We start from the raw sequence: 20,639 nt of genomic DNA on the forward strand, positions 1-20,639 counted from the left end.
ATATTATTAGTCCGAAAGAATGCCCCGGCCAAAGAGCCAGTTTCCGGGAGCCTCCGGATCGTCGCTTCGGAAAAACTCCTTTACTGCACGGATCAGCTCGCCACGGCTGATGAGATCATCGTGGTTTCGGTCCAGTTTGCGAAATGACTTGGCAGCAAAGCGCACCTCAATCCGATAGCCCACCAACAGGTCAATGTATTCATCCAGATCGATGTACCCATCATTATCCGCGTCGAAATTATCAAAAATCTCTCCTACAAACTCATCCACATACTCACTGAATATATCCTCATCCCCTTTGACGATCACCTGCTCTGCAAAGTGCACCCAATGATCCCAATTGGCCTTTCCGTCATCATTATTTACAAAGTAATTGAAGTGATTCCAGCCATCCTCAAAGCGGGATTTGATCTGGTCATATTTCTTATCCCCTTCTTTAATTCTCCAAAGAATACAGAGGTTTTCGGCGATTCCCAGAAAGTCCTCCTTTTCGATTATTCCATTCCTGTCATAGTCCAGAATGTAGAAAAATCTCTCTAACTTATTTATTTGCAGTTCAGTGAGCATAACGGCAATTTTTGCGAAAATAATTAATCCTGCTCTTTAAATACCTTTTTGAGCAATTCAGTAGTACGGGCAGCCGGATCCTTCCGGATTTTTTTCTCCTCCTCAGCGATCATAAAAAACAACCCATCCATGGCCTTTTGTGTAGCATAGTTTTCCAGATCAGGATTTACCTTTTCCACCAATGGAATTTTATTGTAGGTATTAATCAGGTCAGCATAATATTTGGTTGCATTGGTATTGTCCAAGGCTCGCTTGATAATTGGGGAAAATTTACCTCGAAGTTCATCGCTGGTCGTTCTCTTCAGGTAGTTAGTGGCCGCTTCCTTGTCTTCTCCCCTCAATATATCCCATGCGTCATTGATGGTCATCTGCTTAATGGAATTTACAAAAACCGGCTTTGCCTCTTTGGCTGCCTCCTCTGCTCCCCGGTTTAATGTCTTCACAAACCTGTCCACCTCACTGCCCAAACCAACGTCCCTAAGGGTATTCTCCACCTTCTGCACATCAGGCGGAAATGGGATCTTGATGCTTGGATTTTTAAAATAGCCATCCAGCTGACTTACTTTCTGCGTGCCAGTATTGGTTCCTTTCACCAGCGCCTCTTTCAGCCCATCAATGACCTGATCCGTACTGAGACCTTCTTCATATCCCATCGCATCGGTGATGGATTGAATCTGCTGTGCGGTACATCCAAACAAAATGATTGCTATTGATACAATTTTAACTCGTGACTTCATGATGTTAATCTTATTTTTGAGGCTTGATAAAAGTAGTGAATATTCTTCACTGTTACTGCTCATTCATTATGCCTACAAAAGCACTACTTATTTCCATCGGGGATGAAATTTTATACGGTCAGACATTGGACACGAACTCTCACTGGATGAGTGGCGAACTGGACAGTCTGGGCATCAGGGTATCTCAAAAAATTACGATTGGCGATGTGAAAGAAGAAATTCTCCATCATCTGGCAGAAGCTGAAAGCAAGGCAGATATAGTATTGATCACCGGTGGTCTGGGGCCTACCAATGACGACCTGACCAAACCCTGCCTGGTGGAATATTTTGATACAGAGCTGGTAAGAAACGAGGAAGTGCTGGAAAATATCCGTCAACTTTTCGCAAGGGCCGGAAGGCAAATGTCTGAATTGAACGAAATGCAGGCCGACCTTCCAGCCAACTGCACAGCCATACCGAATGTGATTGGTACAGCTCCGGGCATGTGGTTTGAGCGAAAAGGGAAAATCATCGTTTCTATGCCAGGCGTGCCCTATGAAATGAAGCGGATGATGAAAGACACCATCCTGCCCAGGCTCAAGGAAAAATTCATCAAGGATGGTATCTACCACCGCATGGTCCGCACCATTGGCATCCCGGAATCCGTGCTAGCAGAAAAAATCAAAGACTGGGAAAACAACCTTCCCAAGCACATCAAACTTGCCTACCTCCCCACTACTGGCACGGTCAAGCTTCGCCTCACCACTTCCGGCGATAGCGAAACAACCAAGCGGGAAGTGCAGGATCAGATAGATCAGGTTTTGCCCCTTATCAATAAGTATGTGTATGGGTTTGATGAGGAAGAAATCGAAGAAGCGATTGGGCGAATGCTTAAGGAGCGGCATATTAAACTGGCCGTAGCGGAAAGTTGTACGGGCGGGTACCTATCCCACAAGATCACTTCGGTACCTGGTAGTTCGGAGTGGTTTAATGGTGGATTTGTGCCTTACTCCAATCAGCTGAAAAACGAACAATTGAAGGTTGATAATGAAATCATTCGCCAACATGGGGCTGTCAGTGAGCCTGTTGTTTTAGCTTTGGCAGAAAATGTCCGAAAAGAGTTTCGCACAGAGGTAGGTGTCTCAATCAGTGGGGTGGCAGGGCCCGGAGGAGGAACGGAAGAAAAACCTGTAGGCACGGTGTGGATCGGGTATTCGGATGAGAAGAAAACCGTGGCAAAAAGATTCCAGTTTACTAAGGACAGGATGATCAATATTCAGTTTAGTGCGCTGGCAGCATTAAACATGATTAGAATAAACCTAGATAAGGATTAACAAAATTATTATCTTTGAAAGCGAAATAAACAACACAAAACGAAATATAATATGGCAACTGTAGAAATGGTAATGCCTAAAATGGGCGAAAGTGTGATGGAGGGAACCGTGCTTGCATGGCTGAAAAGTGTAGGCGAAACCATCGAAGAAGACGAATCGATCCTTGAAGTAGCTACAGACAAAGTGGATACAGAGATACCAGCCACCCATGCCGGCGTGTTGAAGGAAATCCTTGCCCAGGAAGGTGATGTGGTGGAAGTAGGAAAACCCATCGCCATCATAGAAACAGATGGAGAAGCCGGAGGATCTAGCCCATCCCCGACCGAAACTCCCAAAGAAGATACTCCTGTAGCCCAGGCTGAAGCCATGGTGGAAACTGCCATAAGCACTGCCTCCAGTAATGGAACTGCCGTGCCACGAACCTCCGATTCCGGTAAATTTTTCTCACCACTTGTGCGAAGCATTGCCAAAGAAGAAGGAATATCAGTTGGCGAGCTGGAGTCTATCAATGGTTCCGGTAAAGAAGGAAGGGTAACCAAGAATGACATTTTGGGTTATGTAGAAAAAAGGAAATCCGGAGCAGCACCTACACCAGCTGCCGCTCCTTCATCTGTGCCGTCCATGCCATCTGCCTCTCATCAGCCTATGCCGGTAGCGGTAGATGGTGGTGATGAGATCATCGAGATGGATCGGATGCGCAAGATGATTGCCGAGCGTATGGTGGCCTCCAAGCACATCTCCCCGCACGTGACCTCCTTTGTGGAAGCGGATGTAACCAAGGTGGTGGCCTGGCGAGAGCGGATGAAAAATGAATTTGAAAAAAGAGAAGGAGAAAAACTCACCTTCACTCCTATCCTGATTGAGGCGATCGTGCGGGCAATTAAGGACTTCCCAATGATCAATGTGCAGATCGATGGAAACAACATTGTGAAGAAGAAAGCCATCAACATCGGGATGGCTACTGCACTCCCGTCTGGCAACCTGATTGTTCCTGTCATTCACAATGCGGATCAGCTTAGCCTGGTGGGAATTACCAAAAAAGTGAATGACCTGGCCAAGAGAGCACGGGAAAACAAACTGAAACCGGATGAGCTTCAGGGTGGCACGTACACCGTATCCAATGTCGGCTCGTTTGGCAATGTGATGGGCACACCTATCATCATGCAGCCTCAGGTGGCCATCATGGCACTGGGAGCGATCCAGAAGAAACCTTCCGTGATTGAAACGCCGGAGGGTGATATGATTGGCATTCGCAGCAAGATGTTCCTATCTCACAGCTACGATCACCGGGTGGTAGACGGAGCGCTTGGAGGCATGTTTGTGCGAAGAGTGGCCGACTACCTGGAGCAATATGATCTAAACAGGGGAATTTAAATTTTTCATAACGTGGGGCACACGCACCACCATCACGATCATTCGGAAGGCAACATAAAAGTTGCCTTCTTTCTTAATCTCGGTTTTGCAATCGTCGAGATCATTGGTGGCTTATGGACCAATAGTGTGGCCATCCTCTCGGATGCACTGCACGATCTGGGCGACAGTCTCACGCTCGGCGTTTCCTGGTATTTTGCCAAAGTGGCCAAGAGGGATCGGAACAAAAAGTACTCCTACGGCTACAAGCGATTTTCTGTCCTGGGGGCTTTAATCAATTCCATCGTACTCGTTTCTGGATCCATATTTATAATCATTGAGGCCGTTCCAAGATTGTTTGATCCTGTGAAACCAAACACAGAGGGTATGATCTATCTGGCTATTGGGGGTGTGATTGTGAACGGGCTGGCTGCCTTCAGATTGAGCAAAGGACACAGCCTGAATGAGAAGGCCGTCTATATGCATCTGCTGGAAGACATCCTCGGATGGGTGGCTGTACTTATCGGTGCGCTTGTGATGCATTTTTGGGATTTCCCGGTGATCGACCCCATCCTGTCTGTGTTGATTGCCACATTCATCCTTTATAACGTATTCAAAAATTTAAGGGAAGGCTTTCGCATCATCCTTCAGGGCACCCCGTCGGATATCAGCGTGGAGAAAATCCATGCCACTATTCGTGAAATTCCCAGGGTGCTGGGTGTCCATGATTGCCACATCTGGTCGATGGATGGCAGCTATCACATTCTTTCGATCCATCTGGTGATTGCTGAGGATCTCTCTCTTTCTGAATTGGAAGCGATAAAAACGGAAACGAAGCATCGTGTATCCAGTCTTGGCATCAACCACACGACCATTGAGTTTGAAACTGATGCAGAAGACTGCATCAAATGTTAGATGAACAAATGCTAATTGTTTGATGAGATTATATTCGCAAAGTGAAAGAGAATATTATTGAAAAATTGATGTCACAGAGCTTCAAAGCAAGCAGAGAGTATTGCCAATATTCTAACTAAAATTGTAAAAACAAGCCAAGAAAGCTTGAAGAGCCGAAAATGAAACAGTTTCATTTAGAATCCAACAATTTAAAATTTAACATTTCACTGTTCCTAGGGTTGGCTTTATATCTATTTGCATCATTTAGCTTCAGCCAAAAAAAATACCTGACGAGGGAAATTCAAATTGAAAATGACAATGATACGTACACGCTAAATATTTATCGTGACCAATACTATAGCAACGGTCTTGCTCTGCGATACAGAGTGCTGACGGATTCCTCCCGATGGGGCACGAATATGGAAAAGGTGATCCGCACGTATGAATTTAACCATAGAATCTACAGCCCGAAGGACTTAAACTGGGAGAGGCTGGAGCAATTGGATCGTCCATACGCTGGTCAGATGAGCATTGGCATATCAAACGAATTCTACTTTAAACGGGGAACCTACCTGCATGTCAAATTAGAATTGGGCTGGATGGGGCCGGCCCTGAGAACAGGAGAACTTCAATATAGCTGGCATAAAGCACTTGGGATGCGACTACCCCACGGATGGCAGTTTCAAATCAATGATGCCCCAATCGTCAATGGATATGGCACCTATGCCCATAAGCTAATTCGCAGGAAACTACTGGACCTGATATCTGAATCAAATGCGGCAATTGGTACCTCATTTATCTATGCACGCCAGGAATTAACAATTAGGTTTGGCTCCCTGAAGCCTATCCAGCAGTCCACACACTACAATGGGGTTTTGGGAGTGGAAAACACCGGATATGAGGCCCGTGAGATTTATTTTTTCCTAAGCCCTGGCATAGAGTATGTTGCATACAATGCCACTATAGAAGGGAATTGGCTTGGAAAAGAATCCGTCCACACCGAAACGAGGATACCGGGAATATTTCAAATGCGAGCGGGGATCATGGCCAGTTGGTTCAACTTTGATTTTGCGCTGCTCTACTACAGGCGCACGAAGGAAACCACCGAGGCTACTCCTCATAAGTATATTGGGATACGGGTGAATCAGCGATTTTAAGCCCCCTTCCAGATTTCCAATGTCATCCGATCCATGTAGTCTTGCCGTCGTACGATCAGGGCTTTTTCCACTCCCTTCTCTATGATTGGGGAAAAAGCATAATCATAAACCAGGTAGTACAGGTTGGTCTGGGTTTTGAACAACCCGGAGAAATAGCGAAAATCGTAACCCATCTGGTCAAGTACTTCCTTCCGTACAGTGGCCTTTCCCTCGGGAGATAGCGATTTCAAAATTCGCCGGTTGTGCCTGATCCTCGAATTGACCAGGGTAATGAATTGCTCGTCTATTGACTTATGCTGATTATTATAGGCATTTCTGCAATAGGCATCACAAAACTTTTTGTCTGTTCGCCCGCTCAGGGATTTGCCGCATTTCATGCACTTGTTTGGAGCCAAATTATTCATTTATATAAATACTTATAGTCGAATATAAGCACTTATATGAAATGTTCAGTGGTTTATTCTTCTGAATATTGATACATGAAATCACTTGTGAGCGCAGAAGCGAAGCAATACCGGTGGGCGATGGATCAGCTCCGCATGCAACTATTGGTCAAGCGCTATAGTGAATCTACCCGTCAGGTATATTGCCATGCATTCCGGGAGTTTTTAAAATATGTGTATCCTACCCCGCTGCATCATGTGGGCACGCAGCATATACTAAAGTACCACCAGTACCTGATAGAGAACAGAAAGCTATCCCGCTCTTCTCAAAATCAAAGCATCAATGCCATCAAGTTTTATCTGGAACATGTGCTGGGGCAGGACCGACAGTTTTTTAAGCTGGAGCGGCCAAAGAAGATCCAAAAGCTGCCGCAAGTACTGAGCCTGGAGGAGGTGCGCTTAATACTTAAAGCCACAGGGAACCTCAAGCATAAAGCCATTCTGACCACTATCTATTCGACTGGAATACGGATAGGTGAGCTCACCAGCCTACGGGTGGAAGATGTGGATCCCCATGGTATGCGCATTTGGGTGAGGGAGGGAAAGGGTGTGAAAGATCGCTTTACCGTGCTCTCCCCATTGCTGCTAACCCTGCTGAGGGAGTATTATAAAAAGTATCGGCCGATGATCTACCTTTTTGAAGGACCTGATGGCCAACAATACTCATCGTCTAGCATACGGAAAGTACTGAAGCGAAGTGCTGTAGCGGCGGGTATCCGCAAAACGATTGTGCCGCACACGCTTAGGCATAGCTTTGCCACCCACCTGCTTGAAAACGGGACTAACCTGAGGTATATCCAAACGCTGCTGGGGCACACGAGTACTAAGACTACCGAGATATACACCCATGTGAGCACCAAAAAGCTTGATGAAATTTTAAGTCCATTAGACTTAATGGATCAGGAGGGGTATATTTGAAAGGTGGATAATGCGCACAGTGCGCATTACATTAATGTTAGGGTGCATTTGCATGAACTCAAGAATTCTCTCATATCTTACAATTTTCCTAGTGCTTGTCTCCTGTCGGAACTACATAGAACGGGAGCAAACAAACTATGAATATCACGATATTCAGATCTCGGATACTGTGGAGCTTGAACCATTGATTGCCGTAACGAATGAAGAATATCTACAATACGGCTCAAATGTTGCATTTGTGAACATCCAAGGTGACACCATCATACCTTTTGGAAACTTCGCATATTTTGGAACTGATACTCTGAACTTCTTTGCCAACGTACTTCTTCACCCGAACGATAGCACTTATGGAAGATGGGTAGGAATTGACAGAAATGAGAACATCCTATTTGATCTGGTGAACTTCGATAACGGTCCAGACTATTTCAAAGATGGACTAACGAGAGTTCAACGAAATGGAAAAATGGGATATGCGAACGAAAGAGGTGAAGTTGTTATTCCTTGCCAATATGCATTTGCAAGATGGTTCGAGAACGGAATAGCTGAAGTAACTTTTGAGGCTAAACAATATCGTGACTTGGACGAACATATGAGGGTAGAAAGCGACTCTTGGTTCGAAATTGACAAACAAGGAAATCCGATAAAAACACCCTAACATACGATATGGCGCATGGACTTACTTAGCCATCTGCCAGGTACCTGCCAAACATCCCGCTTATCTGCCTCCAAGAAACAGAAGTGCTTTCTACCACCTTCTGGTCGTGGAGTTTTGAATTTGTGTGGCGCAGTGCCAGTTTGATACTTTGAATGCACCGGCAGATAAGCTACTTTTATCGCAATTAATATAGCTCGGAGGCCACAGCGCCATATCTGGGCGTTAGCGCCAACCTTTCTGCATGGCAAATAGAAACCACTTCACAGATAAATTTCAGAACAAATCGAACTCTGAACTAGAGCAAATGCTAACTAGTAAAGGTCATGTTCATGAGGCTAAACTGGCTGCAAAATGGATATTAGAGGAACGGAAGAGTTTACCTGAACTTATTCCCAACTCTTTAACAGAAATCGACAACAACCCCTTTCCAAATGGGATTACATTTTTTGATAAGCAATCATCTTATGATAAGACCAAGCTTAAAAAGAGACTAATTCAGGTTCGAAAAGATAGTAGGCTTGAATTCATCATATATGGTGTAATGATTTTTGTTGCACCTTATATAGCCTTCCGACCTGGACAAACCTCTCTAATTGAGTCAATGACTTATTGGGAAGCAGTTGGCTTCTTCTCAATATTTCTTGGACTATTTGCTTTGGGATCTTTCATATTCAAAGCGTATTCGAAAATTAGAGCACTTCAAACCAATAGAAAAAAGGTAATTGCTGCCAGAGTTCTTAGAGTTGAAAATTCTTTTAACGAGAAAAATCATGTGCTAACTCTCCAACATGAGAACCTGAAAGAATACCAACTGTCTAAATTTAACAGAGCTCCCAACAAACTGGATTATGTCAGGCTTGAATTCAGTGAGCTTGGCAATCAACTAATCAAGATCGAAACGATATCAGAGGACGAGTTTATCGAACTAGCTGAACAAAAAGACTTTGAAAATTTTGAACATAAAACATTCGTTGAGGTCTTCACAAGCGTAAAAGCTGAGAGATTAAAACTGACCGAAACTTTTAGTCTTTTTATTCCAAAGGATGATCATTTCATAACTCCGATAATACTCCTGTTGAATTTTCTAATCTTTATTTTGATGCTAATCTCAGGTGTTGACATTTACAGGCCTGAGGTCATAGATATCGTAAACTGGGGAGGTAATGCCAAAGTCTTGACTTTAGAGCAGGGGCAATATTGGAGACTGGTAACGAGTGTATTCGTTCATGTCGGAATTGCGCATATATTAATGAATTCGATAGGATTCTTGTTCGCTGCTGCATTGCTTGAACATAATTTGGGACGGCAACTCTTTCTTTTTGTTTATATATCAACTGGAATACTCGCAAGCTTAACAAGTGCTTTATGGAATGACAATATGGTCAGTGCCGGAGCTTCGGGAGCTATTTTCGGTCTATACGGATTTATTCTTGCCAAACTCCTTTCAGCGAACGAACAACAGAGGAAAATGAACGATGGTCTGATTGTTACGATCTTCATTTATGTCCTATATAACCTCATTATGGGGTTAACTGGGAATATCGATAATGCTGCTCACATTGGAGGCTTGTTATCTGGAATTGTAATGGGAGTACTACTGAAAAACAAGGGCAGGCTCTAACATACGATATAACGCATGGCCTTACTTAGTCTTCTGCCAAGAGTCTGCAAAACATCCCGCTTATCTACCGCCAGGAAACTGAAGTGCTTTCTACCATCTTCTGCTCGTGGGAGTTTTTTTTATGCAATTGCGCAGTGCCCATTTGATACTTTGAATGCACCGGCAGATAAGCTACTTTTATCGTTATTAAATAAGCTCGGAGGCCACAGCGCCATATCTGGGCGTTACTTGTCATAGTGCCATGAGCAAAATCTTTCCGGTTCTTTTGATCTTTACCCTCTTGTCTTGTAAGAACGCACAGGTTAACTCAACTGACGACCGACTTTACCAACATGTGGACTCACTTATTACGCAAGTCTTGAACTACGAATACAACGAGGACACTTTTGTGCGACCAATTGTAATTGACACAACTCTTAAACGCCCAATTCATAGCTCTCACTCGACTTTACCCAAGAACCCTGAACCGCCAATTCTGCTGAACGGTGAGATTGTAAAGAAGGAAGAACTAAGAAACTATTCAATTGAAAAAATGCGTACAATTGAGGCGATTAAACCTAGCGACACAACAACAGCTCTATTCGGAACTCTTGGCAAAAACGGACTTATTATCATCCATTCGAAGAAAATCAAAATCGAACCGTGGAACTAACCAATATATGATAATCCCTGAATCCATAACTATCAAACTTGTGAACCGTAAAGGTGAACCGCAACATATTGCGAACGTCTTCATGGGATTGAAGATTTTCATATCTGAGAACAGCTATCATACATTCTCAATTATGGCTACTGACAGCAACGGAGAGATTCAACTTTCTAAGGATGAAATCATTGAGAATACCGAAATCAATGAACAGGAACTTTCAGATCAGTCAACTCCCTTCGAATTTTACATTTGGGAACTGGACACCTTGCATTTAATGAAAAGTCGAATTGAAAATTTGTTGAAGATGTACAAGGATGAAGACTCGATTATGAACGAACTAAAAAGTTTTGGGATAGCAGATTCGAACATATCAACTGAACTTGAGAAAATTAAGCGGAAGGAATTGGAAGATCGGAACCTGTTCGAACAACTCTCTAAGTCCTCAAACCATAACTTAATCCTTTTTGATTCCAAGATTACCGGAATATGGAAGTCAAGAGCCGAACAGGAATATCAACTGGTGACGGAACGAAAAAACGACAAGTAACAAGCGATATGGCGAATGGCCAAACTGCCTATCTGATACTTCTGTGCAACTTGACCGTGACCCTGCCCATTCTGTCACCTTTGTGCTTCTAACTACTTTCATCTTTCTGGATTTTGACTTGCGGAAAGCAGTGCTTCGTAGATGCCGTTGTAGGTGTTGGGCAGTTTCACTACTTTAGAGGTGTTTACAAAGGGTATGGCCACTCGCCATATCTGAGCGTTATCGCCAATAATCACTACATGAAACAGATATTAATACTTGCAACTTTCACAACATTTACCCTTCAACTTTTTGGACAGGACAACTGTTTCGAAAACTCGACTGGACTGTATTGGCCGCTTGAAATAGGCTCAGAACTTAAACACAAATATGGAAGTGATTCGAAGGTGTCGGCAATAAGCGGAGACAGTATTGAGTTCAACGGAAAATATTACCTAGTTGAAGTTGAAACTTACAAAAGTGGTAAAACCAAAGAGAGCTATTGGCGTGAAGAAAATGGTGCAATCTTCAATTACAACAAAGAAAAAGGTGTTGAGTCCATGGAACTTCCAGCCTCACCTGAACTTGGAACAAAGTGGACAAGCACAGACAATACTTGGACTTATGAGATTGTCAGTTTGACTAGCACCTACTCAACTCCTTTTTGCGAATTTGCTAACCTACTTGAGGTCAAAACTGAAAGCTCCGAAAGAAAGGGAACTGTTTATAATCTATTCTACAAACAAGGTGTTGGGCTAGTTGGGTTGAACGTGAACGGAACACCGTACTCGTACATTCTGCCTAACAAAAAACTGAACGAACAGAACTTCATGGCTTTCGGCTGTGAAAATGCTGGCTCAGAAAAAGAAATCCAGTCTTGCACTTATTCCAAAATTTTTGAACACATAAAGGCAAATTACAAGGCTCCCAAGAAAATGAAAAAGGGCAAGATTCTCGTGAACGTCATCATTGGCAAAGACGGATATGTCGATGATGTGAAGATCGTTCAGACTATACCAAACGCTCAAAAACAAGAAGAAGAGGCAATTCGAGTTATCAAATCATTACCTCAATTCAGGCCTGCACAAGTTGATGACGGACAACCAATTAGAGCCTCAGTAACTGTCCCTTTCAGCTTCTAAAAAGGCGATAACAGGCGCTAAGCCCAATCGGCTTACTTAGTTACTTGCAAAGGGCATCTGGATCAGATACTTTTGAGATATTTGAAAGGCTGAGCCGACTGTGCTTAGCTAGACGTTGGGCTTCATACTCTAGAAAACGAAAAGCACCATGAATAAAAGAAATCACCTTACCTAACTCCTACGAACATGGTCTATATAAACCCTATCGAAATACTTGAACTTAAAGGAGTTGACGTTAACGAAATTGATTCGAGCAGGATTAAGAAACAGAAGCGGATTCTCATTGCAGACATTGAACTATCAGATCATGGATACCTCTCCTACAATGGTCAAAACCTTACAAAATCGGATTGCGAACGATCCATTGAGGAACTAGAAGATAGAAACAAATTGGAATTCTATTCTCATCTGGCTTCTAATCTGGAACTCAATGCTTTTTTGGCTAACGGAAATCACGAACTACTTAAAAAGCTAAAACAAGAAAGTATTTATAAACTACCAGAATTTGTTGATTTTGTGAGTCCATATTTTTCAACCAAAATTGACAGCATTCTTTTAAAGTCTTTTCAGAATCGTGACCTGGAATTATTTACAGCTGCACTAAGGTCAGATTACCTAATTGCGGGAAATGACCTCAATAATGCCTACAGGGGTTTAAGCAACGAAATTGATTCAAGAATCGCCCAAACTGACAAACTGACTAAGGAAATTAAAGACGAAATATCAGACTATGATGAGGACAACATAAGGGACATCATTGAGATCGTGGAGCAAAATTTTCCAATTGATTTCTTAAACAAATTACCTTCCTATTTCCAAAGTCAGATAAACAAGGTTGCTGCATCAATTAATTTCCTTCAAATTCAGATTTGGAATGAATTCTCAAATACCACTGTTCCACTCAAACTTTTAGAACATTTACTCGATCTGAATATCGAAAGTGTTTCAAAACCGACTTTCCAGAAAAATTATAATATTGTCAAGAAGAAACACGAAGAACGGATCGCCCAAGAAAAAAATGCCCCATTGATAAAAGAGTGGGCCAAAATTCTAATTTCAATTCAGAATAAAGTTGAAGAGGTTGAAAATGATACGATTTCTTCAACAAGTGCCCTTTCATTTGTAAAAACATCATTTAAACTTGACACTCTCAACAGCCTGCCAAATTTTGCCAATGAAATAAGAACCCAAATAGCTTATTCGATTCGAAGTATCTCAATTGCTAGTTGGAACAAACAGAACGACATCAATAGTGCTCTTGCATTAATCAGATATGCGCTTAGCATCCATGTCAATGAAGATGTCAAAATAAAATTTCAACAAGATGAAACTGAGTTAAAAAATCTTGAAGAAAAATACAAAGGAATTCTTGTTTGCTTCTTTTGTGATAAAAATCCACCAGTGAGTGGAAGTGAATTGAATACTACCATCTACAAAGAAACAAACCGCACATATTTCCCTCGTCGTGTTCAATATTCATATTCAGAAGTTTCAATTCCTAGATGTAGCAACTGCAAGGAAATTCATTCAAAGGGTAGAAGTATTTATTATGTTTCTCTTATTGGTTTACTGATTCTCGGGGTAATCATTGGTGCAGCTACGGAAGGTGAACATTTTATCATTGGAGGTATTATAGGCGGATTTGTGGGTTGGATCGTTGGGAATGCAATTGAAGGAAATCAATCCAAGAACCAGGGCATAAAAGATGCCTCAGAATCTACATTATCTCAGCATCCAATTCTTTCAGAACGCATTAAAAGTGGTTGGACATTCTCCCAACCAAGTGCTTAACTCGTAAATCATGAACCAACAATTTAAAGTACCCAAAGAATACATTGAACTTCTTGACCAACTATTCGAGATTGAGAGAAAGCTTGAAACGATTCAGGAATCTAACAGCATTGCTCGAAACATCAATAAAATGAAGGACGTGTTTGAAAATTTGAACTCAAATTCAGGTGAATCAAGTGGCGGTTTGGTTTATCATAATCCAATTGGCGAAGCATACAATGAAACTCGCTTGGATTTGGAAGCCAGCATTGCCGGAAATTCAACCGAAAACCTGTTTGTAACTGAAGTTATCAAACCAATTATAAGATATCGTATGGGAGGAAGTACATTGATCATTCGAAAAGGTGTTGTAGTAGTCGAATCAAAAAATTAATCTAAACATGGAAAGCACAATCAACATTGGAATAGACTTGGGAACTACCAATTCCGCAGTTGCAAAATTTGTCAAAGGTGATGTCATAGTATTCAACAACCCTCTGGATTATGGCCGTTCAACCCTCCCTTCTGTGGTGTATTACAAAAAGGACAGAATTGTGGTTGGCAGTAAAGCCAAAGAGTATTTGGAAAGAGATCCTAAAAATGTTGTTGGTCTTTTCAAAAGAAAAATGGGAACAACGGAAAGCTTTCATATCAAATCAATCGATGAGTCAAAATCTCCCATTGATCTATCAGCTCAGGTCTTAAAGGAATTAAAAACATTTGTAAACACTGGGGATGATTTAGAATCTGTAGTTATTACAATCCCAGCCTCGTTTGATTCTATACAATCCAATGCCACAAAAGAAGCAGGCAAAAAGGCTGGATTTAAGCAAGTTGTTCTACTGCAGGAACCAATTGCTGCAAGTTTGGCATATGCCAACATGAAAAAATCAAAGGACTTATCAGATGGGTACTGGCTTGTTTACGATTTAGGTGGGGGAACTTTCGATGTTGCCCTAGTAAGAATTAAAGATGGCGAAATGAAAGTCATAGATCATGAAGGAGACAATTTTTTGGGTGGGTCGGATTTTGATCGTTTGATTGTTGAGAAACTGATTATTCCAAAAATCGCCGAGGAATATTCCTTTGATGATTTGGAAACCCAGATGAAAAGTGCTTCTGGAAAGTATAATACAAAGTATTATTCCCTATTGAATCAGGCTGAGGAGGCTAAAATTCGACTATCTGCAGTTTCATCCGCTGAAATAATTGTTGAAAGGCTTGAAGATGAAGAGGGTAATGAGGTCGATATGGAAATCACCATTACAAAATCAGAATTCAACGAATTAATCAAAGATTCAATTGATGGAACTAACGAAATGATCAAAACCATTTTGACGAGGAATTCATTAACATCCAAAGACATCCAGTTCAACCTGATGGTTGGAGGTTCTACATTTATTCCTTATGTCCGCACACGGGTTGAGGAAGTACTACAAATTCCTGTCAATTGTGAGATTGATCCAACTACTGCCGTTGCAGTTGGTGCTGCTTACTATGCGGCAACTAAACCAAAAGAAATTTCATCGGCCAAATCAGATAAACAGGAATATTCAATTTCCATAAAGGCAAGCTATAACAAGGCATCTAAAGAATCTGAAGAATTGTTCGCTGCACGGGTAACCGGAAATACTGAAGGTCTCTTTTATAAAATTGTTCGACAAGATGGTGGATTTGATTCGGGTCTTAAAGAATTGTCGGAAAGGATAAACGAGGATTTACCCCTTGTTGAAAACACCTACAACTTCTTTTCATTAACAGTTTATGATAATCAGAATAACATTGTTGAAACTGATATTGAACCAATAGGTATCAATAGCGGATTTGGAATAAGTGGACAACCATTACCAGAGGACATTTGTCTAGAAGTGGATGATTATGATAACCCAGGACAAACTCGATTGGTCTTGGTCTTTGAAAGAAATTCTGTCCTACCCACTAAGCGAACTTTGACGTTTCCAATTAACAAACCAATTCTAAAAGGTAACGCATCTGATAGGCTTTGGATTAATGTTTATGAAGGCCCACAAAGTTCCTTACCAGAAGCCAACAAACTAATTGGTGTTATTGAGATAACTGGCAAGCAAGTTTCAAGGGACATTGCCAAAGGTTCTGACCTTGAAATCTCAATAATGATTTCGGAAAGTCGGGATGTAACCGTGTCGGGGTATTTAAATATGTCAGACCAAGAATTCAAAAACGTGTTCAACCCAAAAGAACGCGATACTCATATCACTTTATTGAAAGACCAAGTAACCGATTTATCCTCCAAACTTGATGATGAAATTGAACTGGCAACTGAGAAAGAAGATTATGAAACCGCCAGTGCACTTTCGAAATTGAAAACTGACATGGATAGCGTATCCGAAGAAGCTGAAAGACTTTCTGATGATGACGTGACTGACAAGAGATACCAATTAGAAGACAAGAAACGAAAAATCGCACAAGAAATTGACAGTGCGACCAGACATAAACGGCTGCAAATTGCTATGGCTCATTATCAAGAAACCAAGGAAGAATGCAGACAATTAATTGAGGATTCAGGAAACGACCATGAGCGTAAAACATTCAATGACATTATTTCTCAAGAAGGTGCTTTCATGGCAACAAAAAGTCCTTTGAAGATTCAAGAAAAATCAGATGAACTTCATAATATCATTGGACAAATAAGATGGCGATCTCCTGACTTTTTGAAGGGATTGTTCAATTGGCTTTTAAATGAACAACCAAAAATGAACAATCAATCACAAGCTAAAAGCCTTATTGACGCTGGAAATTTTGCGATTGAAAGTAGAAATTGGGATCGGTTGAGAGAAATCAATTATGGACTTCTTGATCTATTACCCAGAGACTCAATGGATGAAATAACAACCAAAATTGGATTTGGACTATGAAAACTGACGAATTCCAAGATTTACTATTGCAATCGGCTGTCTCCATTATTGGCTGTGACGGTGATATTGATGATTCCGAGATTGTGGAAATTGACAACTTAATTGACAATGAAGCCTATTTTTTAGGATTTGACAAACAAGACAAATTAGAGACGCTAATAACTGAACTTAAAAGCAAAGGGAAATCAGCTATCAATTCATATTTGGAACATCTTTCAACGGTTCAGTTATCCCATCGTCAAAAACTCAACTTATTAGAAGTTGTGGTGAGAGCGACAGAAGCTGACGGAGTAATACATCCAAACGAAATAGAACTTCTTCATTTGATAATTCCTAAACTTTCGCTGAATGACGAGGAGATAATTACCAATTTCCCTAATCAAATTAGTTATCTGCTGAACTTTCAAAAACATGAACTCAGCAAGGAGTTTGCAACCGAAATAACCTTCAACGACAAGACGGACGAGTCGAAAAAATAGAAATGTACGAGAGCCCAACAAACGCTAAAAATCCATAGGCTAATGAGCTACTTGCAAAGTGAATTTGAATCTGATACTTTTAGAGAAATAAACAAATGGTCAGCCTACGGATTTTAGCTGATCGTTACCTCTCATACCGCCATGAATCACGAACAAGCCAAAGAGACAGTTGATGAGATATTTAACTCAATCAGAACAGCAACTTCGAACGAACACATTGACGAACTAATTTCTGGCGAACTCTATAAAAACAAAATGGATTCGGAAGCCTATCCATACCTTCATTTCAGCTTAACTCCTTCAGAAATTCAGGAACTCATCAACTCTAGACTAATAAACTCAGATGGTAACATAACTCCGAACATTTCTGAACGGGATGACCTCAATCCCTTGACCAAACTACTCTACTCCGTCCTTTGGAAAAATGGAGACTTGAAAAAGATAAAGCACATTGTACAGGGTATTCAACAAATTGACGAACCAACTTCTGACAAGGAAGACGGGCTTGTTTTCTATCAGTTTGGTAAGTTTTTAACGAAAACAGGCCAACCGATAATTGACCAACATGTATTGAGAGCGTTTGCGATTTACAGAACAACTGACCTTCATGAAGTAGAACAACTGAGATGGAAAGGAACGCTTAACAAGAAAGACCGACCCTTGATTGAAGACTACAAGAACTGGCTCAAATCGAACGAACTAACTGCTGAACTTCGCTCCGAACACGAATATTCTTACCACATCGACCAACTACTTTTTGCACTTGGAAAGACAATCAAAACGAGCAAAAGAACGAGAGGTAACAGTCGCTAGCACGAATGCGCCAACTGCCATTTTACAAACTTCAGTGCAAACATCACCATGAATCAGCCGCTGGGAAAGGTCGGTGCTTTCTACTTGCCGCATCTCGCAGGAGTTTTCATCTTTCTGAACGCAGTGGTTATTTGATACTTTGGAAGCACCGGCAGATTCATTAGTTTTATCGGAACTTGCCAAGTTCGGGGCGCACACCTGCTAGCTTGGCGTTACCCACCATACCCGGAACGTGAAAAAGAGAATCAGAAAAATCATCGTTAGGCTTTTGGTTATCGGAGTTGTTCTGATAACACTGAACTTTCTGGTTGTAATTTTCATCGGTAACATCAACTACTCCCGAACTTTTGGAACGGAATACGACCGAACTGGGAACGAACGCATAACTCGAACTTCATGGTCAGAACTCCGAACGAACACCAGACTTCTGAACATTGAACTAAAACCAACTTGCCCAGGATACGTGGGGTCGTTTCTAACAAAGAAGGGACTGGTGGACTATGAGTATGGAATGTTCTCACCAACTCTTGAACCTGATTACGAACTCGAGGATTACAAGATCTTAGAAGACTCGGTGAACGGATATTTCGTGCGAACAGTAGAAAATGATGGAGAGTTTGGGCTTTATATTCCAACGCAACAGGACATGAACTGGTCACTGACAATTTACCCGTCATCAACTGCTTACAAACTCCGGGACGAACTCTTGAACGCTGTAACAACAGCGAACTACAACGTAGAATAACAGGTGGGTAACATTCGCTAGCACGAATGCGCCAACTGCCACTTTGCAGGCTTCAGTGCAAACATCACCATGAATCTGCCGCTGGGAAAGGGTAGTGCTTTCTACTGAGTACAGCTCGCAGGATTTTTCTCTTTCTTTTCGCAGTGCATTCTACAAACTTTGGGAGCACCGGCAGATTCATTAGTTTTATCGGAACTTGCCAAGCTCGGGGCGCACTCCTGCTAGCTTGGCGTTGTAGGTAATATGACAAAAGACATTCCACATATCAATTTTAACCCTGCAACCACTGATAATTTTGGTTTTGAAATTGTGCCTATTGAAAAAATTGCTCAAAATAGAAATCAAAATAAACACAATTCAGAACTACCTCATCAACTAAAGTTTTACAACTTAATATTTTTTACAGAAGGGCACGGCCGACATTTTATTGATTTCAATTGGCATAAGGTGCAAGAAAACACTCTAGTGTATATCACAAAAGAACAAATTAACGCTTTTGATTTTTCCAGAAACCTAAAAGGATTCTGCTTAGTTTTTACTGAAGAGTTTTTTGTAAAATGCTTTTCGAACCTATCCAAAGGATTTGTATTTAGGTTATTTAATCCACAATTATTCTCTCCAATTTTAGAGATTCCAACCGATTCTGATTTTAACACTTATTTTAATCTTCTACAGAAAGAATATAACAACCCTAGGGTACTAATTCAAAAAAACATTATAGAATCTCTATTTACAATTCTTATCACTAAAGCAGAAGACATAAAGCAAACACAAACTGCTAAATATAAAGATTCGACCAAAATCAAGGTTTTTCAAAATTTCACTTCGCTAATTGAGCAGAATTTATCAACAAGTAGAAGTGCCGATTTTTACGCCAAAGAATTAGCCATTACTTACAAACATTTAAACATCATTTGTAAAAATCTAGTAAACAAAACAGCGAAAAATGTAATTAACGATTTGGTGATTCTCAAAGCGAAAAGAAGTTTAATTAACTCGCATATAAGGAGTAACGAATTGGCTTTTAAATTAGGATTTGAAGACCCTACAAACTTCACTAAATACTTTAAGAAAAATACAGGTTTAACCCCAAAAGAGTTCATAATGTCTGCTTCGAAGCTATAATGGTTCGATTTTAACCATTTTTGTACCTGCTTTAATCTTTCTTAGTGCTTCTGATTATTTCACCTTTGTATTAACAATTAAAAAAACAAAGAAATGACAAATTTAAAAGCAATCGTATTGCCGTTTTATCAAAAGGCATTAACTGTAAATACAGAGACAAACCCAGCGGAAGTATTAAACACGATTTTAGCAGACGATTTTGTGTCTGAAGGAACAGTTGACAACAAAAATAAAGAGCAGCTTATTGGTCAGTTGAGTTTTTTCTGGAAAATGATTCCTGATTTGAATTGGGAGCCTACAGAAATCATTGAAAGTGGCAATCAAGTTATTGTCAGAAGTAAAGTAACTGGAACTCCGAACTCTCCTGAAGGACAATTTTTTGGTTTGCCTACAGATGGGACTAAATCTTTTAAGACTATGTCTATTGACATCCACACAATTAAAGACGGGAAAATTGTTAAAGTTAACCACATAGAAGACTGGGCTACAGCTTTGAAACAATTAAAAAGCTAACATTACAGATGCAGAAACACTACCTACAACAAGGTATAAAAGCAATAGCGGTTTGGGAGTAATCTCAAACCGTTTTTGTATTTAAATAAGTATCTTGCTTTCCGAAAAGTAAGTGCATTTAAATCCGCTACTGCTCTTATACTATACGTTAGGTCTCATATGCGAACATTGACAGTCATATTGTTATTTCTGAGTTTTTCCGCTTTTGGGCAGAAGTTTCCAGTAATTCTTGATCCACTTGAACCTAATGGCAACCTCTCAACAATTCACATGATCCAAGGTGGATTTGAAATTATTGGCATTTCAGACAACTTTGAAACATTCCGAC

21 protein-coding genes are annotated in these 20,639 nt (G+C 40.9%); 18 read left to right on the forward strand and 3 right to left on the reverse strand.

Annotation, left to right across the window (positions count from 1 at the left end; translation table 11 throughout):
- Positions 1 to 6: 6 nt before the first annotated feature.
- Positions 7 to 567, reverse strand: coding sequence for an EF-hand domain-containing protein (locus RLN88_RS03465; protein ID WP_350219983.1), 561 nt, complete (start codon positions 565 to 567; stop codon positions 7 to 9).
- Positions 568 to 590: 23 nt separating this feature from the next.
- Complete coding sequence (locus RLN88_RS03470) at positions 591 to 1,304, reverse strand: DUF4197 domain-containing protein (RefSeq protein ID WP_350219984.1); 714 nt, start codon at positions 1,302 to 1,304, stop codon at positions 591 to 593.
- A gap of 68 nt (positions 1,305 to 1,372) precedes the next feature.
- On the opposite strand from RLN88_RS03470, the gene RLN88_RS03475 reads away from it, so the two are divergent.
- From RLN88_RS03475 to RLN88_RS03490, 4 genes are all read left to right on the forward strand, one after another.
- A complete protein-coding gene (locus RLN88_RS03475; protein ID WP_350219985.1) occupies positions 1,373 to 2,617 on the forward strand; it encodes a competence/damage-inducible protein A in 1,245 nt (414 codons plus the stop codon).
- A 51-nt stretch (positions 2,618 to 2,668) separates the two neighbouring features.
- Entirely contained in the window at positions 2,669 to 3,991 is a 1,323-nt protein-coding gene (locus tag RLN88_RS03480; protein WP_350219986.1) for a dihydrolipoamide acetyltransferase family protein, read from the forward strand.
- Between the two features lie 12 nt (positions 3,992 to 4,003).
- Positions 4,004 to 4,882, forward strand: coding sequence for a cation diffusion facilitator family transporter (locus RLN88_RS03485; RefSeq protein WP_350219987.1), 879 nt, complete (start codon positions 4,004 to 4,006; stop codon positions 4,880 to 4,882).
- 218 nt (positions 4,883 to 5,100) lie between these two features.
- On the forward strand, positions 5,101 to 6,018 hold the full coding sequence (locus RLN88_RS03490) for a lipid A-modifier LpxR family protein (RefSeq protein ID WP_350219988.1): 918 nt from the start codon (positions 5,101 to 5,103) through the stop codon (positions 6,016 to 6,018).
- On the opposite strand, the gene RLN88_RS03495 is transcribed toward RLN88_RS03490, so the two are convergent.
- A complete protein-coding gene (locus RLN88_RS03495; protein ID WP_350219989.1) occupies positions 6,015 to 6,422 on the reverse strand; it encodes a hypothetical protein in 408 nt (135 codons plus the stop codon). The genes RLN88_RS03490 and RLN88_RS03495 overlap by 4 nt on opposite strands.
- Positions 6,423 to 6,497: 75 nt before the next feature.
- On the opposite strand from RLN88_RS03495, the gene RLN88_RS03500 reads away from it, so the two are divergent.
- The 14 genes from RLN88_RS03500 to RLN88_RS03565 all read left to right on the forward strand — a co-directional run bounded on the left by RLN88_RS03500 (position 6,498) and on the right by RLN88_RS03565 (position 20,311).
- Positions 6,498 to 7,379, forward strand: a complete 882-nt coding sequence (locus RLN88_RS03500; RefSeq protein ID WP_350219990.1) for a tyrosine-type recombinase/integrase — start codon at positions 6,498 to 6,500, stop codon at positions 7,377 to 7,379.
- 52 nt (positions 7,380 to 7,431) lie between these two features.
- The gene (locus RLN88_RS03505; protein WP_350219991.1) at positions 7,432 to 8,034 is read left to right on the forward strand and encodes a WG repeat-containing protein; all 603 of its coding nucleotides are present in this window, start codon (positions 7,432 to 7,434) and stop codon (positions 8,032 to 8,034) included.
- A 241-nt stretch (positions 8,035 to 8,275) separates the two neighbouring features.
- Entirely contained in the window at positions 8,276 to 9,655 is a 1,380-nt protein-coding gene (locus RLN88_RS03510; protein ID WP_350219992.1) for a rhomboid family intramembrane serine protease, read from the forward strand.
- A gap of 358 nt (positions 9,656 to 10,013) precedes the next feature.
- Positions 10,014 to 10,307, forward strand: a complete 294-nt coding sequence (locus RLN88_RS03515) for a hypothetical protein (protein ID WP_350219993.1) — start codon at positions 10,014 to 10,016, stop codon at positions 10,305 to 10,307.
- Positions 10,308 to 10,347: 40 nt separating this feature from the next.
- A complete protein-coding gene (locus tag RLN88_RS03520; protein WP_350219994.1) occupies positions 10,348 to 10,851 on the forward strand; it encodes a hypothetical protein in 504 nt (167 codons plus the stop codon).
- A 239-nt stretch (positions 10,852 to 11,090) separates the two neighbouring features.
- Positions 11,091 to 11,972, forward strand: coding sequence for a TonB family protein (locus RLN88_RS03525; protein WP_350219995.1), 882 nt, complete (start codon positions 11,091 to 11,093; stop codon positions 11,970 to 11,972).
- A gap of 186 nt (positions 11,973 to 12,158) precedes the next feature.
- Positions 12,159 to 13,763, forward strand: a complete 1,605-nt coding sequence (locus tag RLN88_RS03530; RefSeq protein WP_350219996.1) for a hypothetical protein — start codon at positions 12,159 to 12,161, stop codon at positions 13,761 to 13,763.
- Positions 13,764 to 13,773: 10 nt separating this feature from the next.
- On the forward strand, positions 13,774 to 14,136 hold the full coding sequence (locus tag RLN88_RS03535; RefSeq protein WP_350219997.1) for a hypothetical protein: 363 nt from the start codon (positions 13,774 to 13,776) through the stop codon (positions 14,134 to 14,136).
- Between the two features lie 7 nt (positions 14,137 to 14,143).
- The gene (locus RLN88_RS03540; RefSeq protein ID WP_350219998.1) at positions 14,144 to 16,636 is read left to right on the forward strand and encodes an Hsp70 family protein; all 2,493 of its coding nucleotides are present in this window, start codon (positions 14,144 to 14,146) and stop codon (positions 16,634 to 16,636) included.
- Entirely contained in the window at positions 16,633 to 17,115 is a 483-nt protein-coding gene (locus tag RLN88_RS03545; RefSeq protein WP_350219999.1) for a TerB family tellurite resistance protein, read from the forward strand. The genes RLN88_RS03540 and RLN88_RS03545 overlap by 4 nt, the downstream gene beginning before the upstream one ends.
- Positions 17,116 to 17,256: 141 nt before the next feature.
- Positions 17,257 to 17,928, forward strand: coding sequence for a hypothetical protein (locus RLN88_RS03550; RefSeq protein WP_350220000.1), 672 nt, complete (start codon positions 17,257 to 17,259; stop codon positions 17,926 to 17,928).
- A gap of 232 nt (positions 17,929 to 18,160) precedes the next feature.
- Positions 18,161 to 18,673, forward strand: a complete 513-nt coding sequence (locus RLN88_RS03555; protein ID WP_350220001.1) for a hypothetical protein — start codon at positions 18,161 to 18,163, stop codon at positions 18,671 to 18,673.
- Between the two features lie 243 nt (positions 18,674 to 18,916).
- Positions 18,917 to 19,798, forward strand: a complete 882-nt coding sequence (locus RLN88_RS03560; protein ID WP_350220002.1) for a helix-turn-helix domain-containing protein — start codon at positions 18,917 to 18,919, stop codon at positions 19,796 to 19,798.
- 93 nt (positions 19,799 to 19,891) lie between these two features.
- On the forward strand, positions 19,892 to 20,311 hold the full coding sequence (locus tag RLN88_RS03565; RefSeq protein ID WP_350220003.1) for an ester cyclase: 420 nt from the start codon (positions 19,892 to 19,894) through the stop codon (positions 20,309 to 20,311).
- Positions 20,312 to 20,639: the final 328 nt, after the last annotated feature.

The organism is Ekhidna sp. (assembly GCF_040223195.1).
In the GTDB taxonomy this organism is placed as follows: Bacteria; Bacteroidota; Bacteroidia; order Cytophagales; family Cyclobacteriaceae; genus Ekhidna.

Bases quoted from the DNA above. Each gene is read 5' to 3' on its own strand.
- RLN88_RS03505 (WP_350219991.1), top strand. From the start codon at position 7,432: ATGAACTCAAGAATTCTCTCATATCTTACAATTTTCCTAGTGCTTGTC.
- RLN88_RS03475 (WP_350219985.1), top strand. From the start codon at position 1,373: ATGCCTACAAAAGCACTACTTATTTCCATCGGGGATGAAATTTTATAC.
- RLN88_RS03545 (WP_350219999.1), top strand. From the start codon at position 16,633: ATGAAAACTGACGAATTCCAAGATTTACTATTGCAATCGGCTGTCTCC.
- RLN88_RS03525 (WP_350219995.1), top strand. From the start codon at position 11,091: ATGAAACAGATATTAATACTTGCAACTTTCACAACATTTACCCTTCAA.
- RLN88_RS03560 (WP_350220002.1), top strand. From the start codon at position 18,917: ATGACAAAAGACATTCCACATATCAATTTTAACCCTGCAACCACTGAT.
- RLN88_RS03470 (WP_350219984.1), bottom strand. From the start codon at position 1,304: ATGAAGTCACGAGTTAAAATTGTATCAATAGCAATCATTTTGTTTGGA.
- RLN88_RS03540 (WP_350219998.1), top strand. From the start codon at position 14,144: ATGGAAAGCACAATCAACATTGGAATAGACTTGGGAACTACCAATTCC.
- RLN88_RS03495 (WP_350219989.1), bottom strand. From the start codon at position 6,422: ATGAATAATTTGGCTCCAAACAAGTGCATGAAATGCGGCAAATCCCTG.
- RLN88_RS03550 (WP_350220000.1), top strand. From the start codon at position 17,257: ATGAATCACGAACAAGCCAAAGAGACAGTTGATGAGATATTTAACTCA.
- RLN88_RS03480 (WP_350219986.1), top strand. From the start codon at position 2,669: ATGGCAACTGTAGAAATGGTAATGCCTAAAATGGGCGAAAGTGTGATG.
- RLN88_RS03530 (WP_350219996.1), top strand. From the start codon at position 12,159: ATGGTCTATATAAACCCTATCGAAATACTTGAACTTAAAGGAGTTGAC.
- RLN88_RS03500 (WP_350219990.1), top strand. From the start codon at position 6,498: ATGAAATCACTTGTGAGCGCAGAAGCGAAGCAATACCGGTGGGCGATG.
- RLN88_RS03535 (WP_350219997.1), top strand. From the start codon at position 13,774: ATGAACCAACAATTTAAAGTACCCAAAGAATACATTGAACTTCTTGAC.
- RLN88_RS03465 (WP_350219983.1), bottom strand. From the start codon at position 567: ATGCTCACTGAACTGCAAATAAATAAGTTAGAGAGATTTTTCTACATT.
- RLN88_RS03565 (WP_350220003.1), top strand. From the start codon at position 19,892: ATGACAAATTTAAAAGCAATCGTATTGCCGTTTTATCAAAAGGCATTA.
- RLN88_RS03510 (WP_350219992.1), top strand. From the start codon at position 8,276: ATGGCAAATAGAAACCACTTCACAGATAAATTTCAGAACAAATCGAAC.